The organism is Citrobacter sp. MGH104 (assembly GCF_001034485.1).
GTDB classification, from domain to species: Bacteria; Pseudomonadota; Gammaproteobacteria; order Enterobacterales; family Enterobacteriaceae; genus Citrobacter; species Citrobacter freundii.
In genome coordinates this window covers 1,180,520-1,197,970 of record NZ_KQ089818.1, presented here as the reverse complement: position 1 = coordinate 1,197,970, position 17,451 = coordinate 1,180,520, and the positions used below count along the sequence as shown (strand labels likewise).

Annotated in this window: 15 protein-coding genes; 12 read left to right on the top strand and 3 right to left on the bottom strand. The window is 54.1% G+C overall.

Features of this window, described 5'->3' with window-relative positions; translation table 11 throughout:
- Positions 1-108 precede the first annotated feature (108 nt).
- The 7 genes from lepA (at position 109) to acpS (ending at position 6,629) form a co-directional block, all read left to right on the top strand.
- Positions 109-1,908, top strand: a complete 1,800-nt coding sequence (gene lepA / locus SK34_RS05575; RefSeq protein WP_003037577.1) for a translation elongation factor 4 — start codon at positions 109-111, stop codon at positions 1,906-1,908.
- Between the two features lie 15 nt (positions 1,909-1,923).
- Positions 1,924-2,898, top strand: a complete 975-nt coding sequence (lepB, locus tag SK34_RS05570) for a signal peptidase I (protein WP_003838377.1) — start codon at positions 1,924-1,926, stop codon at positions 2,896-2,898.
- A gap of 269 nt (positions 2,899-3,167) precedes the next feature.
- Positions 3,168-3,848, top strand: coding sequence for a ribonuclease III (gene rnc / locus SK34_RS05565; RefSeq protein WP_003037579.1), 681 nt, complete (start codon positions 3,168-3,170; stop codon positions 3,846-3,848).
- Positions 3,845-4,750: a GTPase Era gene (gene era, locus SK34_RS05560; protein WP_003037581.1), complete on the top strand. Its 906-nt coding sequence runs from the start codon at positions 3,845-3,847 to the stop codon at positions 4,748-4,750. The genes rnc and era overlap by 4 nt, the downstream gene beginning before the upstream one ends.
- A gap of 27 nt (positions 4,751-4,777) precedes the next feature.
- A complete protein-coding gene (gene recO, locus SK34_RS05555; RefSeq protein WP_048232565.1) occupies positions 4,778-5,506 on the top strand; it encodes a DNA repair protein RecO in 729 nt (242 codons plus the stop codon).
- Positions 5,507-5,517: 11 nt separating this feature from the next.
- The gene (gene pdxJ / locus SK34_RS05550; RefSeq protein WP_003838383.1) at positions 5,518-6,249 is read left to right on the top strand and encodes a pyridoxine 5'-phosphate synthase; all 732 of its coding nucleotides are present in this window, start codon (positions 5,518-5,520) and stop codon (positions 6,247-6,249) included.
- Positions 6,249-6,629 carry a holo-ACP synthase gene (gene acpS / locus SK34_RS05545; RefSeq protein WP_003037588.1) on the top strand — a complete coding sequence of 127 codons (381 nt, stop codon included), beginning with the start codon at positions 6,249-6,251 and terminating at the stop codon, positions 6,627-6,629. Before pdxJ ends, acpS begins: the two co-directional genes overlap by 1 nt.
- Before the next feature lie 29 nt (positions 6,630-6,658).
- Here acpS and SK34_RS05540 read toward each other — a convergent pair whose 3' ends face one another.
- Positions 6,659-6,919 (bottom strand): YfhL family 4Fe-4S dicluster ferredoxin, encoded by a 261-nt coding sequence (locus SK34_RS05540; RefSeq protein WP_048232563.1) that lies wholly within the window; start codon positions 6,917-6,919, stop codon positions 6,659-6,661.
- A gap of 55 nt (positions 6,920-6,974) precedes the next feature.
- Positions 6,975-7,823: a MurR/RpiR family transcriptional regulator gene (locus SK34_RS05535; RefSeq protein ID WP_003847068.1), complete on the bottom strand. Its 849-nt coding sequence runs from the start codon at positions 7,821-7,823 to the stop codon at positions 6,975-6,977.
- A gap of 117 nt (positions 7,824-7,940) precedes the next feature.
- On the opposite strand from SK34_RS05535, the gene murQ reads away from it, so the two are divergent.
- The 4 genes from murQ to tadA are packed head-to-tail and all read left to right on the top strand — an operon-like array spanning position 7,941 to position 11,401.
- Complete coding sequence (gene murQ / locus SK34_RS05530; protein ID WP_044714655.1) at positions 7,941-8,834, top strand: N-acetylmuramic acid 6-phosphate etherase; 894 nt, start codon at positions 7,941-7,943, stop codon at positions 8,832-8,834.
- A 9-nt stretch (positions 8,835-8,843) separates the two neighbouring features.
- Entirely contained in the window at positions 8,844-10,208 is a 1,365-nt protein-coding gene (locus tag SK34_RS05525; protein ID WP_048232561.1) for a PTS transporter subunit EIIC, read from the top strand.
- Between the two features lie 3 nt (positions 10,209-10,211).
- Positions 10,212-10,847 carry a phosphatidylglycerophosphatase C gene (gene yfhb, locus SK34_RS05520; RefSeq protein WP_003037603.1) on the top strand — a complete coding sequence of 212 codons (636 nt, stop codon included), beginning with the start codon at positions 10,212-10,214 and terminating at the stop codon, positions 10,845-10,847.
- Between the two features lie 17 nt (positions 10,848-10,864).
- Positions 10,865-11,401, top strand: a complete 537-nt coding sequence (tadA, locus tag SK34_RS05515; protein WP_071524296.1) for a tRNA adenosine(34) deaminase TadA — start codon at positions 10,865-10,867, stop codon at positions 11,399-11,401.
- A gap of 12 nt (positions 11,402-11,413) precedes the next feature.
- Here tadA and mltF read toward each other — a convergent pair whose 3' ends face one another.
- Positions 11,414-12,964 (bottom strand): membrane-bound lytic murein transglycosylase MltF, encoded by a 1,551-nt coding sequence (gene mltF / locus SK34_RS05510; RefSeq protein WP_003838390.1) that lies wholly within the window; start codon positions 12,962-12,964, stop codon positions 11,414-11,416.
- A gap of 256 nt (positions 12,965-13,220) precedes the next feature.
- Here mltF and purL point away from each other — a divergent pair, with 256 nt between their 5' ends.
- Positions 13,221-17,108: a phosphoribosylformylglycinamidine synthase gene (purL, locus tag SK34_RS05505; protein WP_032939276.1), complete on the top strand. Its 3,888-nt coding sequence runs from the start codon at positions 13,221-13,223 to the stop codon at positions 17,106-17,108.
- The last annotated feature ends 343 nt before the right edge of the window (positions 17,109-17,451 follow it).

Here is a 17,451-nt window from a genome sequence, read left to right as displayed (position 1 = left end):
CAGCGTTGTAGTGTAGAATGCGGCGTTTCACTTAAACAGACGTTAAGCTCAGAACAGCGACTTCTCAGAGCCTGCTCAGGCGGGCGTAAGGCACAATAATTACACTATATGAAGAACATACGTAACTTTTCAATCATAGCTCACATCGACCACGGTAAATCGACGCTGTCTGACCGTATTATCCAGATCTGCGGTGGCCTGTCTGACCGTGAAATGGAAGCGCAGGTTCTCGACTCGATGGATCTTGAGCGTGAGCGCGGTATTACTATCAAAGCGCAGAGCGTGACGCTCGATTTCAAAGCATCTGATGGTGAAACCTATCAGCTTAACTTTATCGACACCCCGGGCCACGTTGACTTCTCGTATGAAGTTTCCCGCTCGCTTGCCGCCTGTGAAGGTGCACTGCTGGTGGTTGATGCCGGGCAGGGCGTAGAAGCGCAGACCCTTGCTAACTGCTATACCGCCATGGAAATGGATCTGGAAGTGGTGCCGGTTCTGAACAAAATCGACCTACCGGCCGCCGATCCTGAACGCGTAGCGGAAGAGATCGAAGATATCGTCGGTATCGATGCGACAGATGCCGTTCGCTGCTCGGCGAAAACCGGCGTTGGCGTCACTGACGTTCTTGAACGTCTGGTACGCGACATTCCGCCGCCGGAAGGTGATCCGGAAGGCCCATTACAGGCGCTGATCATCGACTCATGGTTCGACAACTACCTTGGCGTGGTGTCGCTGGTACGTATTAAAAACGGCACCATGCGTAAAGGCGACAAAATTAAAGTAATGAGCACCGGTCAGGTCTATAACGCCGACCGCCTGGGGATCTTCACGCCAAAACAGGTTGACCGTACCGAGCTGAAATGCGGCGAGGTAGGTTGGTTGGTTTGTGCGATTAAAGACATCCTCGGCGCGCCGGTTGGCGATACCCTGACGCAGGCGCGTAACCCGGCAGACAAACCGCTGCCAGGCTTTAAAAAAGTGAAGCCACAGGTTTACGCCGGTCTGTTCCCGGTCAGCTCTGACGACTATGAAAACTTCCGTGACGCGCTTGGCAAGCTGAGCCTGAACGACGCCTCCCTGTTCTACGAACCGGAAAGCTCTACCGCGCTGGGCTTCGGCTTCCGTTGTGGCTTCCTTGGTCTGCTGCACATGGAGATCATTCAGGAACGTCTGGAGCGTGAATACGATCTGGATCTGATCACTACCGCGCCGACCGTAGTCTACGAAGTCGAAACCACGGCGAAAGAGACTATCTACGTCGATAGCCCGTCCAAGCTGCCGCCGCTGAACAACATCTACGAACTGCGTGAGCCGATCGCTGAGTGTCACATGCTGCTGCCGCAGGCTTACCTTGGCAACGTCATCACCCTGTGTATCGAGAAGCGTGGCGTCCAGACCAACATGGTTTACCACGGTAACCAGGTGGCGCTGACGTATGAAATCCCGATGGCGGAAGTAGTACTCGATTTCTTCGACCGTCTGAAGTCGACCTCTCGCGGCTATGCGTCGCTGGACTATAACTTCAAACGCTTCCAGGCGTCTGACATGGTGCGCGTTGATGTCCTTATCAACAACGAACGTGTCGATGCGCTGGCGCTGATTACTCACCGCGACAACTCCCAGAGCCGTGGCCGCGAACTGGTTGAGAAGATGAAAGATCTAATCCCTCGCCAGCAGTTTGATATCGCGATCCAGGCGGCCATTGGTACGCACATCATCGCGCGTTCAACCGTGAAGCAGCTGCGTAAAAACGTTCTGGCGAAATGCTACGGCGGTGATATCAGCCGTAAGAAAAAGCTGCTGCAAAAACAGAAAGAGGGTAAAAAGCGCATGAAGCAGATCGGTAACGTCGAACTGCCGCAGGAAGCGTTCCTCGCCATTCTGCATGTCGGTAAAGACAGCAAATAATCTTAAGGAGTTGGCATGGCGAACATGTTTGCCCTGATTCTGGTGATTGCCACACTGGTGACGGGCATTTTATGGTGCGTAGATAAATTCATCTTCGCACCAAAACGCCGGGAGCGTCAGGCAGCAGCGCAAGCTGCTGCAGGTGATTCACTGGATAAAGCAACGCTGAAAAAAGTATCCCCTAAGCCGGGCTGGCTGGAAACCGGGGCATCCGTTTTCCCGGTACTGGCGATTGTGCTGGTGGTACGTTCATTTATTTATGAGCCGTTCCAGATCCCGTCAGGTTCGATGATGCCGACGCTGCTTATCGGTGACTTTATCCTGGTGGAGAAATTCGCCTACGGGATTAAAGATCCGATTTACCAGAAAACGCTGATCGAAACCGGTCATCCGAAACGCGGTGATATCGTGGTGTTTAAATACCCGGAAGATCCGCGCCTGGACTACATTAAACGTGCTGTCGGTTTACCGGGAGACAAAGTAACGTACGATCCAGTGGCGAAAGAAGTGACTATTCAGCCAGGATGCCGTTCCGGTCAGGCGTGTGAAAACGCGCTGCCGGTAACGTATTCGGATGTTCAGCCAAGTGATTTCGTACAGACCTTTGCGCGCCGTAACGGTGGGGAAGCGACCAGTGGCTTCTTTGAAGTTCCGCCGAACGAAACGAAAGAGAACGGTATTCGTCTCTCTGAGCGTAAAGAAACGCTGGGTGAGGTTACGCACCGCATTCTGACCGTGCCAATCGCGCAGGATCAGGTGGGAATGTATTACCGCCAGCCTGGTCAGCAACTGGCAACTTGGATCGTCCCGCCAGGGCACTACTTCATGATGGGTGATAACCGTGACAACAGCGCGGACAGCCGTTACTGGGGATTTGTGCCGGAAGCGAATCTGGTGGGTAAAGCGACCGCTATCTGGATGAGTTTCGATAAGCAAGAAGGTGAATGGCCGACCGGTGTGCGTTTAAGCCGTATTGGTGGCATTCACTAATCGCCGATAATCGTTCACGTTGTCGTCATTACGGCGGCAGCGTGAATTATTTCTCGGATAAATTCCCGCAGACTAACGACATCCCTTGTCGTTGTGTATAGAATATTCCCCCGAAGTTTTAGGTTGGCACCGACAGGTTGCTACGGCACACGAAACAGCGTTGGTTTGTATATAAAAGCATGCAGGCGAAGCCAGATGGCTCCGCAAAGTGCGTATATCAGGTCTGTTTCGTGTGCTGAATTGTTGACGCATTCATTTATTGGTATCGCATGAACCCCATCGTAATTAATCGGCTTCAACGGAAGCTGGGCTACACTTTTAATCATCAGGAGCTGTTGCAGCAGGCATTAACTCACCGGAGCGCCAGCAGCAAACATAACGAGCGTTTAGAATTTCTGGGCGACTCTATTTTGAGCTTTGTTATCGCTAATGCGCTGTATCACCGTTTCCCTCGAGTGGACGAAGGTGACATGAGCCGCATGCGCGCAACGCTGGTTCGCGGCAATACGCTGGCTGAATTAGCCCGTGAGTTTGACCTCGGTGAATGTTTACGTTTGGGGCCTGGTGAGCTGAAAAGCGGCGGCTTCCGTCGTGAATCGATCCTGGCCGATACCGTTGAAGCGTTGATCGGCGGCGTCTTCCTCGACAGCGATATTCAAACCGTTGAGCAATTAATCCTGAACTGGTATCAAACTCGTCTGGATGAAATTAGCCCAGGCGATAAACAAAAAGATCCGAAAACGCGCCTGCAGGAATATTTGCAGGGTCGCCACCTGCCTCTGCCGTCTTATTTGGTGGTACAGGTCCGTGGTGAAGCACACGATCAAGAATTTACTATCCACTGCCAGGTCAGCGGCCTGAGTGAACCGGTGGTTGGCACAGGTTCGAGCCGTCGTAAGGCTGAGCAGGCTGCCGCCGAACAGGCGTTAAAAAAACTGGAGCTGGAATGAGCGAAGAGAAAACTTACTGCGGATTTATTGCCATCGTCGGTCGCCCGAACGTCGGCAAATCCACCCTGTTGAATAATCTGCTTGGGCAGAAGATTTCTATTACCTCACGTAAGGCTCAGACAACACGTCACCGTATTGTTGGCATCCATACCGAAGGCGCGTATCAGGCGATTTATGTCGATACCCCGGGCCTGCATATGGAAGAAAAACGAGCGATCAACCGCCTGATGAATAAAGCGGCGAGCAGCTCGATCGGTGATGTTGAACTGGTTATTTTCGTTGTGGAAGGCACCCGCTGGACGCCGGACGACGAAATGGTGCTCAACAAGCTGCGTGATGGCAAAGCCCCGGTTATTCTGGCTGTGAACAAAGTAGACAACGTTCAGGAAAAAGCCGATCTGCTGCCGCACCTGCAGTTCCTGGCAAGCCAGATGAACTTCCTTGATATCGTGCCGATTTCTGCCGAAACCGGCTTGAATGTCGATACCGTTGCGGGCATCGTGCGTAAGCATTTGCCGGAAGCTATTCATCACTTCCCGGAAGATTACATCACCGATCGTTCTCAGCGCTTTATGGCCTCAGAAATCATCCGTGAAAAGCTGATGCGTTTTCTGGGTGCTGAATTGCCGTACTCCGTTACCGTGGAAATTGAGCGTTTTATCTCCAATGAGCGCGGTGGTTACGATATCAACGGTCTGATCCTCGTTGAACGTGAAGGGCAGAAGAAGATGGTTATTGGCAACAAAGGGGCCAAGATCAAAACCATCGGCATCGAAGCGCGTAAAGACATGCAGGAGATGTTCGAAGCGCCGGTTCACCTCGAACTGTGGGTGAAGGTGAAATCCGGCTGGGCCGATGACGAACGCGCGCTGCGTAGCCTCGGTTACGGCGACGACGTCTAAACCCATCTTCTGAAACACGGCGAGTATATGGAAGGATGGCAACGAGCCTTTGTCTTGCATAGTCGCCCCTGGAGCGAAACCAGTCTCGTGCTGGACGTCTTCACGGAAGAGTCGGGTCGCGTGCGCCTGGTGGCTAAAGGCGCACGTTCCAAACGTTCTAATCTCAAAGGCGCGCTCCAGCCTTTTACCCCGTTGTTGCTTCGCTTTGGTGGGCGTGGAGAGGTCAAAACCCTACGTAGTGCTGAAGCCGTTTCTCTGGCACTCCCTCTTAGCGGTATCACGCTGTACAGCGGCTTGTATATCAACGAGCTTGTCTCGCGCGTACTCGAGTACGAAACCCGCTTTTCTGAACTCTTTTTCGATTACCTGAACTGTATTCAGGCGCTGGCTGGCGCGACGGGTTCGCCAGAACCTGCATTGCGCCGCTTTGAGCTGGCCTTACTTGGACATCTGGGGTACGGCGTCGATTTTACCCACTGTGCGGGCAGCGGCGAGCCGGTAGACGACACCATGACCTATCGTTACCGGGAAGAAAAAGGGTTTATCGCTAGCGTAGTGATCGATAATTCCACTTTTACCGGACGCCATCTGAAAGCACTCGAATCACGTGAATTTCCTGATGTCGATACGTTACGCGCCGCGAAACGCTTTACCCGCATGGCGTTAAAGCCGTATCTTGGTGGTAAGCCGTTAAAAAGCCGGGAACTGTTCCGGCAATTTATGCCAAAACGCGCAGTAAAAACAAATAATGATTAACGAGGATTGTCATGGCTGAATTACTGTTAGGCGTCAATATTGACCACATTGCCACGTTACGTAATGCACGCGGTACCGCATATCCGGACCCGGTTCAGGCAGCGTTTATCGTTGAACAGGCGGGCGCGGACGGTATTACCGTACACCTGCGTGAAGACCGTCGCCATATCACCGACCGTGACGTGCGTATTTTGCGCCAGACGCTGGATACGCGCATGAATCTGGAAATGGCAGTCACAGAAGAGATGCTGGCGATTGCCGTTGAGACTAAGCCGCATTTTTGCTGCCTGGTGCCGGAAAAACGTCAGGAAGTTACCACTGAAGGTGGTCTGGACGTTGCCGGTCAGCGTGACAAGATGCGCGATGCCTGCAAACGCCTGGCGGACGCAGGCATTCTGGTTTCGCTGTTTATCGATGCCGACGAAGAACAGATTAAGGCCGCTGCGGAAGTTGGCGCGCCGTTTATTGAAATTCACACCGGCTGTTACGCCGATGCGAAAACCGACGCAGAGCAGGCCAGCGAACTGGCGCGTATTGCCAAAGCGGCAACTTTTGCCGCCAGCCTTGGCCTGAAGGTGAATGCGGGCCACGGCCTGACGTATCACAACGTTAAAGCTATCGCACGGATCCCGGAAATGCATGAGTTGAACATTGGCCATGCCATTATCGGGCGCGCGGTGATGAGCGGTCTGAAAGATGCCGTAGTCGAAATGAAGCGCCTGATGCTGGAAGCGCGTGGCTAATGGCGATTCTGGGATTAGGCACGGATATCGTGGAGATTGCCCGCATCGAAGCGGTAATCTCCCGTTCCGGCGACCGTCTGGCAAGACGTGTGCTCAGCGACAACGAATGGGCAATCTGGGAAACGCATCAGCAGCCGGTGCGTTTTCTGGCTAAGCGTTTTGCAGTCAAAGAGGCGGCAGCAAAAGCCTTTGGCACGGGTATTCGCAATGGGCTGGCGTTTAATCAGTTTGAAGTCTTTAACGACGAACTCGGTAAGCCGCGTCTGCGATTATGGGGAGAGGCGTTAAAACTGGCGGAAAAACTCGGCGTCGCGCATATGCATGTGACGCTGGCCGATGAGCGTCACTACGCCTGCGCCACGGTGATTATCGAGAGTTAGATTCTGCACGTTGCCGGATGGCGACGCGGTTAAAGTTTATCGGCGTGGTGCATCAGCACAAACTTATCCCACAACTGCTCTTCTGTTTCGACATGTGCCGGATCTTTCAAAATAGTATTGGGGAGCGGGCACACCTTCTGGCAGGTTGGCGTGTCGTAATGGCCTACGCATTCCGTACACTTGTCGCTGTTAATCTCGTAAATGCTATCACCCATCGAAATTGCCTCATTCGGGCATTCGGGCTCGCACATATCGCAATTGATACACTTTTTAGTGATTAACAGGGCCATCAGGAAACTCTCAAAACATCACAAATCGGGCGGGCATTATACGCGCATTCTTTGCTCAGACCAGTTTTTTTACCAGTGCTTCGCTGTGGCGAATACGTTCCGGGGCATGCTCCAGATCCTGCTGCACCAGCGCCATAAACAGTAAATCAGTGAGCATCATTTGCGCATGAGTGGAGGAAATCGCTGCGCTGCGCGTGGCTTGCTCCTCGGCAATCGTGTACAGACAATGACTTGCCCGTTGCTGCAGGGCATTGGGTGTAAATCCAGTGATGGCGAGGATTTTCGCGCCGGTGCGCAACGTTTCATCCGCAGCCAGGTTGAGCTCGCGGCGCTCTCCGGTATACGAAATGGCCAGCAGCAGATCGTTGGGCGAAAGGGCTTGCACCGTCGCCAGCAGGGCGTGCATATCGCGTTCCACCACCGCGTTAAAACCAATCTTCAGCAACTTCCAGGAAAAATTCTGTGCCACCAGACCCGATGCGCCAATCCCGGTCACGATAATGCGTCGGGCTGAGCGCAACATTGTGACGCTCTCCATCAGTTTCTCTTCGCTGTTGACGTCCAGCGTCGCATGCATCGCCGCCACGTTCTCCTGAATCAACTTTTCCCCCACCAGACGCATAGGATCGTCACCACGAATCTGATTATGTACCGGAATGGAATGGGGGTTGGGATTGCTGGCCAGCGCTTCGCTGATCGCCAGTTTAAGTGCAGGAAATCCTTTAAAACCCATCTTTTGCGCGAACTTCACCACGCTGGACTGGCTGACGCCCGCCTCCGCGGCCAACTGCTGCGAACTGAGATGACGCGCAGTATCCGGCTGGGAAAGGAGATAATCCGCTAATTTTTTATCGCTTTGCGCGAGGTCCGGGTAACGCTGACGAATGCGAATTAAACAGTTCATGCTGTCTCCTGGCGAAAACGTGATGGCGATTACAAAACAAAATTTCATTCGCCTGGATGAATATAATATTCCATTATGGCAGATTATTATGAATTAAAAATTCCTAAGGAACAAAAAATGAATCTCGGTGCATTAGTTTCAGAAACCCGCAATCCCCAGACCATGGACCTGGATGCGCTCTCCACGCTGGAGTTGGTTCATCGTTTTAATCAACAGGATACGCTGGTAGCCGAAGCAGTAAAAGCAACTCTGCCTCAAGTTGCGTGTGCGGTCGATGCGGCAGCTAACGCGCTAAAAGCAGGTGGTCGCATTATTTACATGGGAGCGGGGACCAGCGGGCGTCTCGGGGTACTGGATGCGTCTGAATGCCCACCGACCTTCGGCGTACCACACGGTCTGGTGGTTGGATTGATTGCCGGGGGACCGGGCGCGCTGCTGAAGGCGGTTGAGGGTGCGGAAGATAACCCACAGTTAGGTGAAGACGATCTACGTGCGCTCAATCTTACCGCGCAGGATCTGGTGGTGGGGCTGGCAGCATCTGGTCGCACGCCGTATGTAATTGGTGGGCTGAAATATGCGCGTTCGGTTGGCTGTACGACGGTGGCTATTTCTTGCAATCCGGATTCCCCTATCGCGCATGAAGCGGATATCGCCATTTCTCCGGTAGTGGGGCCAGAGGCGCTGACCGGGTCAACACGACTGAAATCCGGAACCGCGCAAAAGCTGGTGCTCAATATGATCTCCACCGGAGCGATGGTGAAGTTCGGTAAGGTTTATCAGAACCTGATGGTGGACATGCAGGCAACCAACGTCAAACTGGTCGATCGGGCGTGCCGTATGGTGGTTGAAGCCACGGGCATTGCGCGTGAACAGGCGCAAGCGCTGCTAAAGCAGACTGATTTTGACGTTAAGCCAGCTATTTTAATGGCGCTCACCGGCCTTGACGCCGCTGCCGCCCGCGAAAAGCTTGCCGCTCACCAGGGTTTTTTACGCGCGGCGTTAGAACACTAAGAGGTGTATATGGATAAGACGGCGGTGCTGGCCAGCGATATTCTACTGGGTGTTGGCGGAGAGAAAAATATTCTGCGCCTGGAAAACTGTATGACCCGCGTCAGGGTTGAAGTTCAGGATGATGGACAGCTCGATATCCCTCGTCTCAGGCAACTGCCCGGTGTCAGCGGCTACGTGAAGCAGGGCGCGCAGCACCAGATTATTGTTGGCCCCGGTAAAGCGGCCAAAGTGGTGGATGCCATGCGTTCCCTGATTGCCGATGGCGGCGAGCGAGCAGGTGCCAATAATATCGAGCGCACAAAGTCAGAGGCCAAAGCGAAGTACAAAGCGCCGATGAGCGATGCGCTGCGCAAGCTGGCGAACGTCTTTATCCCTCTTATTCCGGCGTTTATCGCCTCCGGTTTGATTACCGGCATTATTAACATCCTTAAGCGCCCGGACATCGTGGGGGATTTTGCGACCCACTATCCGAATATGCTGGGGTTGATGGGCATATTTGGCAGCGCCGTGTTTGCCATTATGAATATTCTGGTCGGGGTGAATACCGCCAAAGTTTTCGGTGGTTCCCTGGCGATGGGCGGGGTGATGGCGGGGATCCTCTCCAGCCCGCAACTGGCACAAATCACGCTGTTTGGCGAAGCGTTGCAGCCAGGGCGCGGCGGAGTGATCGCGGTACTGCTGGTGGTGGCGTTGATGTGTTGGATCGAACGCAAATTCCGCGAGCTGTTGCCAGAATCACTGGAGCTTATCCTTAATCCGCTGCTGACTACCATCATTACCGGCGTAATCGCGATTGTGGCGCTGCAACCGCTTGGCGGCTGGATTTCTGAGTCTATTGCTCACGGCGCATCCTGGGCTATCGATCGCGGCGGTTTTCTGGTCGGTGCCGTGCTGGCAGGAACCTTCCTGCCGTTGGTGCTCACTGGACTTCATCAGGGATTGGTGCCCATCCATGTTGAGCTGGTTCAGGCACACGGTTATAACGCGCTCTTTCCGATCCTGGCGATGGCGGGCGTTGGGCAAATAGGTGCTGCGATCGCGGTTCTGATGAAAACCCGAAATGCGCGGTTAAAAAAAGTAATCAAAGGTGCACTGCCTGTCGGACTGCTGGGTATAGGCGAGCCGCTGATTTTTGGCGTAACGCTGCCGTTGGGTAAGCCGTTTATCGGTGCATGTCTTGGCGGCGCGGTAGGTGGAGCGCTGATTAGCTACTGGAAGGTGGCGACGGTCATCACATTTGGCATCTCCGGATTACCGCTGGCACTGACGATTGTTGCCGGAAAAGTGATGTTCTATCTGTTAGGCTATCTGGTAGCAGTTATCGCCGGGTTCCTGTTTACCTGGCTATTGGGATTCACTGATCCAGAGGAATAAGGTTTGACCAATCACCAGCGCCGCGTTGTCTTTTTTGATTTGGATGGCACGTTACACCAGCAGGATATGTTCGGTAGTTTTATTCGTTATCTGCTGCGTCGCCAGCCGCTGAACGCGTTGCTGGTACTGCCTCTGCTACCGGTGATTGCGCTGGCATTGCTGATACAAGGGCGCGCCGCCCGCTGGCCAATGAGCCTGCTGTTATGGGGATGCACTTTTGGTCGCAGCGAGGCGCGTCTGAAAGCGCATCAGGCCGACTTTGTGCGCTGGTTTCGCAGTAACGTGACGGCGTTTCCGCTCGTTCAGCAGCGCCTGACAACCTACCTGTTAAGCTCTGACGCTGACATCTGGCTTATCACCGGCTCTCCGCAGTCGTTGGTCGAGCAGGTTTACTTTGATACTCCGTGGTTACCGCGAGTCAATCTGATCGCCAGCAAAATGGCGCGGGGATACGGCGGCTGGGTGCTGACTCTGCGCTGTCTGGGCCATGAGAAAGTGACGCAACTGGAGCGGCAGATTGGCGCACCGTTGTCTCTCTACAGCGGCTACAGCGACAGTAAGCAGGATAATCCGTTACTCTCTTTTTGCCAGCATCGCTGGCGCGTCACGCCGCGCGGAGAGCTGCAACAACTCGAATAGAGTAAACGATAGCGTCTGTGTATAATGCGCCCGCTTTTATTGGTGGAGTAACCCCTTTGTCAGATGTTGAATTTAGCCACGAATACTGGATGCGTCATGCTTTAACGCTGGCTAAGCGCGCCTGGGATGAGCGTGAAGTCCCGGTGGGTGCGGTATTGGTACATAACAACCGAGTGATTGGCGAAGGCTGGAACCGCCCGATAGGTCATCATGATCCGACTGCCCACGCTGAGATTATGGCGCTGCGTCAGGGCGGCCTGGTGCTGCAAAACTACCGTCTGTTAGATGCCACGCTGTACGTCACTCTGGAGCCGTGCGTGATGTGCGCAGGCGCGATGGTGCACAGCCGTATCGGTCGGGTCGTTTTTGGTGCACGCGATGCGAAAACGGGCGCTGCCGGGTCATTAATGGATGTGCTGCATCACCCCGGGATGAATCATCGGGTTGAAGTGACAGAGGGGGTACTGCGGGATGAATGTGCCACGTTGCTCAGTGATTTCTTTCGCATGCGTCGGCAGGAAATCAAGGCCCTGAAAAAATCCGCTAATCAGTAAATACCAATCAGACTACTGGTCCTCTTTCTTCTGTGCCGAAAATAGCAGGGAAGGGGAGTGCGACAGGTAGTTTGACGACGTCTGAGTCAGAAAGGCTGAAAGCGGAAATTTATCTTTACCCAACAGCTCAGCCGGCGACACCGCCGGGTAATCCTGAGCCAGTTGCTGCGTTTCCTGCGCCTGTTTTTCTTTCTCCTGCAGATACCCCACCAGGCTAATCTGGTACTTACGGATATTTTCCACATAGGCGTAAGCTTCGTGGCCACGCGCATAGCCATAGGTCAGCTTGTTGTAATACGGCTTTTGGCTGAGCAGCGGTAGCCGCTGTTTTACGTCGGACCAACTGTTCGGGTTGCCTTTGGTTTTCACCGTTAGCGCCCGCGCATCAAGCATGTGCGCATAACCCATGTTATAGGCTGCAAGGGCAAACCAGATGCGTTCTCCTTCGGGGACGGTATCCGGTACTTTACTCATCATATCCTGCAAGTATCGCGCGCCGCCGCTGATACTCTGTTCGGCATCGGTACGGTCGGTCAGCCCGAGACTTTGAGCAGTATTTTTGGTCAACATCATCAGCCCGCGTACGCCGGTTGGAGAGGTGGCCTGCGCGTCCCAGTGTGATTCCTGATATGAGATAGCAGCCAGCAGTCGCCAGTCTATCTCCTGCGCATACTTCTCAAACAGCGGCTTAAGGTCCGGCAACACGCTGTCTACGGCGCGCAAAAAGGTGCGGGTATCGACATAGTCAAAATCATCGCCATGCCCGAGATATTTCTCTTCCAGCCGTGCCAGAGAACCGTCTTCATTCATGGTGTTAAAGAAATCCAACAAGGCGGCAGACAGCGTGTTGTCATCGTCCAGACGACTAAACCAGGTCACCGGCTGTTCGTCAGAGACGTCCAGCGCCACGGCCAGCTCAGGATGCACGCGTTGATATAAGCTGATGGCGACAGAATCTGCAATGGTGTAATCCAGCTTTCCGGCGATTACATCATCGAGCAATTCGGTGGTGCCCTTTTTGTCATCAACTTTCCAGCTCAGATCGGGAAATTTTTTCTCTTTTAGCTGCTGGAGGTCGTTAACCACCACATGCCCCGGGGCGATAGTCAGTTGGCTTTCGTTCACGGTGGCAAGCGTGCGCGGGCGATATTGCCCAACCCGGTACACCAGCTGTTGTGAAACCGAATAATAGGTCGGGCCTGGCTGGTAATTTTTCACCCGCTCGCTGTTATAGACCAGGCCTGCGGCTAACAGGTCGGCATTGCCGTTATCCAGGTCGTCAAAAAGCTGGCTGATGTTCTGGCGTACGGTAACTTTTAACTTCACGCCTAAGTAGTCGGCAAATTCCTGGGCCAGTTCATAATCCAGGCCGAATTTTTTGCCGTTGAGGGTCGCGTAAGTTAACGGCGAGTCGATGGTACTGACGCGCAGCTCTCCCCGCGACTGAATGGCGGCGATACGATTTTCGGCTTTACCGAACCAGGGAATAGATGGCCAAAGGGCCGCTGCCAACAACAGCGTCAATATGCCGATGAACAGATAATTAATCTTTAATTTTTTCAATTAGTTAATTCTCTGAACCGTACGTTTTCTCTGCCTGCTGTGGTGCTGATTAAGAAGTGAAGTCGTCATTAATGAACGGCATTTTGCTTAAACTTGCGTCAGTTGGCAACTTATTCAGAAATCTGACCGCATTTGATGATAAGTGACTGTCGTGATTTTATTTCGACGCAAACGGTTTCGTCGGCGCGGTAGATTCTTTATAATGACGCCCGTTTCCCCACTTGGGCACACCGAAAGCTTAGAAGACGAGAGACTTATGATGGAAATTCTGCGTGGTTCACCTGCACTGTCTGCATTCCGTATTAACAAACTGCTGGCACGTTTTCAGGCTGCCAACCTCCAGGTCCACAATATTTACGCCGAGTACGTCCATTTTGCCGATCTGAATGCACCGTTAAATGAAGATGAGCACGCGCAGCTTGCACGCCTGCTGAAATATGGTCCTGCTCTGCAAAGCCACGCCCCGGAAGGAAAACTGCTGCTGGTTACGCCTCGCCCTGGCACCATCTCCCCGTGGTCTTCTAAAGCGACTGATATTGCCCACAACTGCGGTCTGCATCAGATTAGCCGCCTGGAACGTGGCATTGCCTGGTATGTAGAAGCCTCTACACTGACCGCTGAGCAATGGCAGATGGTGGCCGATGAACTGCACGACCGCATGATGGAAACGGTTTTCTCTGCGCTGAACGATGCCGAAAAACTGTTTGTCCATCACCAACCGGCGCCGGTCTCCAGCGTTGATCTACTGGGTGAGGGACGTCAGGCGCTGATCGACGCTAACCTGCGTCTGGGTCTGGCGCTGGCGGAAGACGAAATTGACTATCTGCAGGATGCGTTCACCAAACTGGGGCGCAACCCGAACGACATTGAACTGTACATGTTTGCGCAGGCCAACTCCGAGCACTGCCGCCACAAGATTTTTAACGCCGACTGGGTTATCGACGGTAAACAACAGCCTAAGTCGCTGTTCAAGATGATCAAGAATACCTTCGAAACCACGCCGGACCACGTGCTGTCTGCCTATAAAGACAACGCCGCGGTAATGGAAGGTTCTGAAGTGGGCCGCTATTTTGCCGATCACAAAACCGGCCGCTACGATTTCCATCAGGAACCAGCCCACATCCTGATGAAGGTAGAAACTCATAACCACCCGACGGCTATCTCTCCGTGGCCAGGTGCGGCAACCGGCTCCGGCGGAGAAATCCGCGATGAGGGTGCAACCGGTCGTGGTGCAAAACCGAAAGCCGGGCTGGTAGGCTTCTCCGTCTCCAACCTGCGTATTCCTGGCTTTGAACAGCCTTGGGAAGAGGACTTTGGTAAGCCGGATCGTATTGTCACCGCGCTCGACATCATGACCGAAGGCCCGCTGGGCGGCGCGGCGTTTAACAACGAATTTGGTCGCCCGGCGCTGACCGGCTACTTCCGTACCTATGAAGAAAAGGTCAACAGCCATAACGGCGAAGAGCTGCGCGGTTACCATAAACCGATCATGCTGGCAGGCGGGATCGGTAACATCCGTGCCGATCACGTGCAGAAAGGCGAGATCGTCGTTGGCGCCAAGCTGATCGTCCTCGGCGGCCCGGCGATGAACATTGGCCTTGGCGGCGGGGCAGCCTCCTCTATGGCTTCCGGTCAGTCTGATGCCGATCTTGATTTCGCTTCTGTACAGCGTGATAACCCGGAAATGGAACGTCGTTGCCAGGAAGTTATCGACCGTTGCTGGCAGATGGGTGATGCGAACCCAATTCTGTTTATCCATGACGTTGGCGCGGGTGGTCTGTCTAACGCCATGCCGGAGCTGGTAAGCGATGGCGGTCGCGGTGGTAAGTTCCAGCTGCGCGATATCCTCAGCGATGAGCCGGGTATGAGCCCGCTGGAAATCTGGTGTAACGAGTCCCAGGAGCGCTACGTGCTGGCGGTTGCTGCCGATCAATTGCCGCTGTTTGACGAACTGTGTAAGCGCGAGCGCGCGCCGTACGCGGTCATCGGTGAAGCTACCGAAGAACAGCATCTGACCTTAAGCGACAGCCACTTCGACAACCAGCCGATCGACATGCCACTCGATGTGCTGCTGGGTAAAACACCGAAAATGACCCGCGATGTGCAGACGCTGAAAGCCAAAGGCGATGCACTGAATCGTAGTGAAATCTCGATTGCAGATGCAGTTAACCGCGTGCTGCATCTGCCGACTGTCGCGGAGAAAACGTTCCTCGTGACTATCGGTGACCGTACCGTTACCGGTATGGTGGCGCGTGACCAGATGGTTGGTCCATGGCAGATCCCGGTCGCCAACTGCGCGGTCACTACCGCAAGCCTCGATAGCTACTACGGCGAAGCGATGTCTCTCGGCGAGCGCGCGCCAGTCGCATTGCTCGACTTCTCAGCCTCTGCGCGTCTGGCTGTAGGTGAGGCGCTGACCAACATTGCGGCAACGCAGATTGGCGATATCAAACGCATTAAACTGTCGGCCAACTGGATGGCGGCTGCAGGTCACCCTGGCGAAGACGCCGGACTGTACGAAGCGGTAAAAGCCGTTGGGGAAGAATTATGTCCGGCGCTTGGCCTGACCATTCCGGTGGGCAAAGACTCTATGTCGATGAAAACCCGCTGGCAGGAAGGCAACGAACAGCGTGAAATGACCTCGCCGCTGTCGCTGGTGATCACCGCCTTTGCCCGCGTGGAAGATGTGCGCCACACCATTACCCCGCAGCTTTCTACTGAAGACAACGCCCTGTTGCTGATTGACCTTGGTCTGGGTCACAACGCGCTTGGTGCGACGGCGCTGGCGCAGGTTTACCGTCAACTGGGGGATAAGCCTGCCGATGTGCGTAACGTAGAGCAACTGAAAGGCTTCTACGACGCCATTCAGGCGCTGGTCGCACAGCGTAAGCTGCTGGCCTACCACGATCGCTCCGACGGTGGCTTGCTGGTGACGCTGGCGGAAATGGCCTTCACTGGTCACTGCGGTATTGAAGCTGATATCCACTCTCTGGGTGAAGATCGTCTGGCGGCGCTGTTTAACGAAGAGCTGGGCGCGGTGATTCAGGTTCGCGCAGGTGATCGTGAAGCGGTTGAGGCGTTGCTGGCTCAACATGGCCTGGCCGATTGCGTGCACTATCTGGGGAAAGCCGTGCAGGGCGACCGCTTCGTGGTCGAAGCAGATGGTCATGCGGTGTTCAGCGAAAGTCGCACCACGATGCGTATGTGGTGGGCGGAAACCACCTGGCAGATGCAACGTCTGCGCGATAACCCGGAATGCGCCGATCAGGAACACGACGCTAAAACCAACGATGCCGATCCGGGTATCAACGTCAAACTGACGTTCGATATTAACGACGATGTTGCCGCGCCGTATATCGCCACCGGTGCGCGTCCGAAAGTGGCCGTGCTGCGCGAGCAGGGCGTTAACTCCCACGTCGAAATGGCGGCAGCTTTCCACCGTGCGGGCTTTGACGCCATCGATGTACACATGAGCGATCTGCTGGGGGGACGCATCGGCTTGGGTAACTTCCAGGCGCTGGTAGCCTGCGGCGGCTTCTCTTACGGCGATGTACTCGGCGCAGGGGAAGGTTGGGCGAAGTCAATTTTGTTCAACAACCGCGTGCGTGATGAGTTCGAAACCTTCTTCCATCGCCCGCAAACCCTGGCGCTCGGGGTGTGTAACGGTTGCCAGATGATGTCTAACCTGCGTGAGCTAATCCCAGGAAGCGACCTGTGGCCGCGCTTTGTGCGTAACCACTCCGACCGCTTTGAAGCCCGCTTCAGCCTGGTCGAAGTGACGCAAAGCCCGTCCTTACTGCTTGCCGATATGGTGGGGTCGATGATGCCGATTGCCGTTTCTCACGGTGAAGGTCGTGTGGAAGTGCGTGACGGTGCGCATCTGGCTCAGCTTGAGAGCAAAGGTCTGGTGGCACTGCGCTACGTCGATAACTTCGGTAAGGTGACCGAGGCTTACCCGGCTAACCCGAACGGTTCGCCGAATGGTATTACTGCTGTGACCACTGAAAATGGTCGCGTCACCATTATGATGCCGCATCCAGAACGTGTGTTCCGTACCGTGAGCAACTCCTGGCACCCGGAAAATTGGGGCGAGGACAGCCCGTGGATGCGTATCTTCCGCAACGCGCGTAAACAGCTTGGATAATTAGCCTATGATCATCAAGCCCCTCTTGTGAGGGGCTTTTTTTTGTCTGCCGCCTGATAACGCTACGCTTATCAGGCTTACGGGGAAATGCGGTTGTAGGCCGGATAAGGCGTTCACGCCGCTATCCGGCAATAAACTCAGCGCTTGCACCTAAAAGTAAAGTGTCGGGAAATGCCGACATAGGTAAGGTTACATTGTCGCCAAAAAGAGACATTTAATTATTTGATTTAAAACGAATTTATTTTTAAGTGTTACAGGTGTTGCTGATTGGCGACGGTGTGGGTGAAAAATGGACAATATCATTTCTCATATAAATAATCATATTTTCTATATTTATCATTGT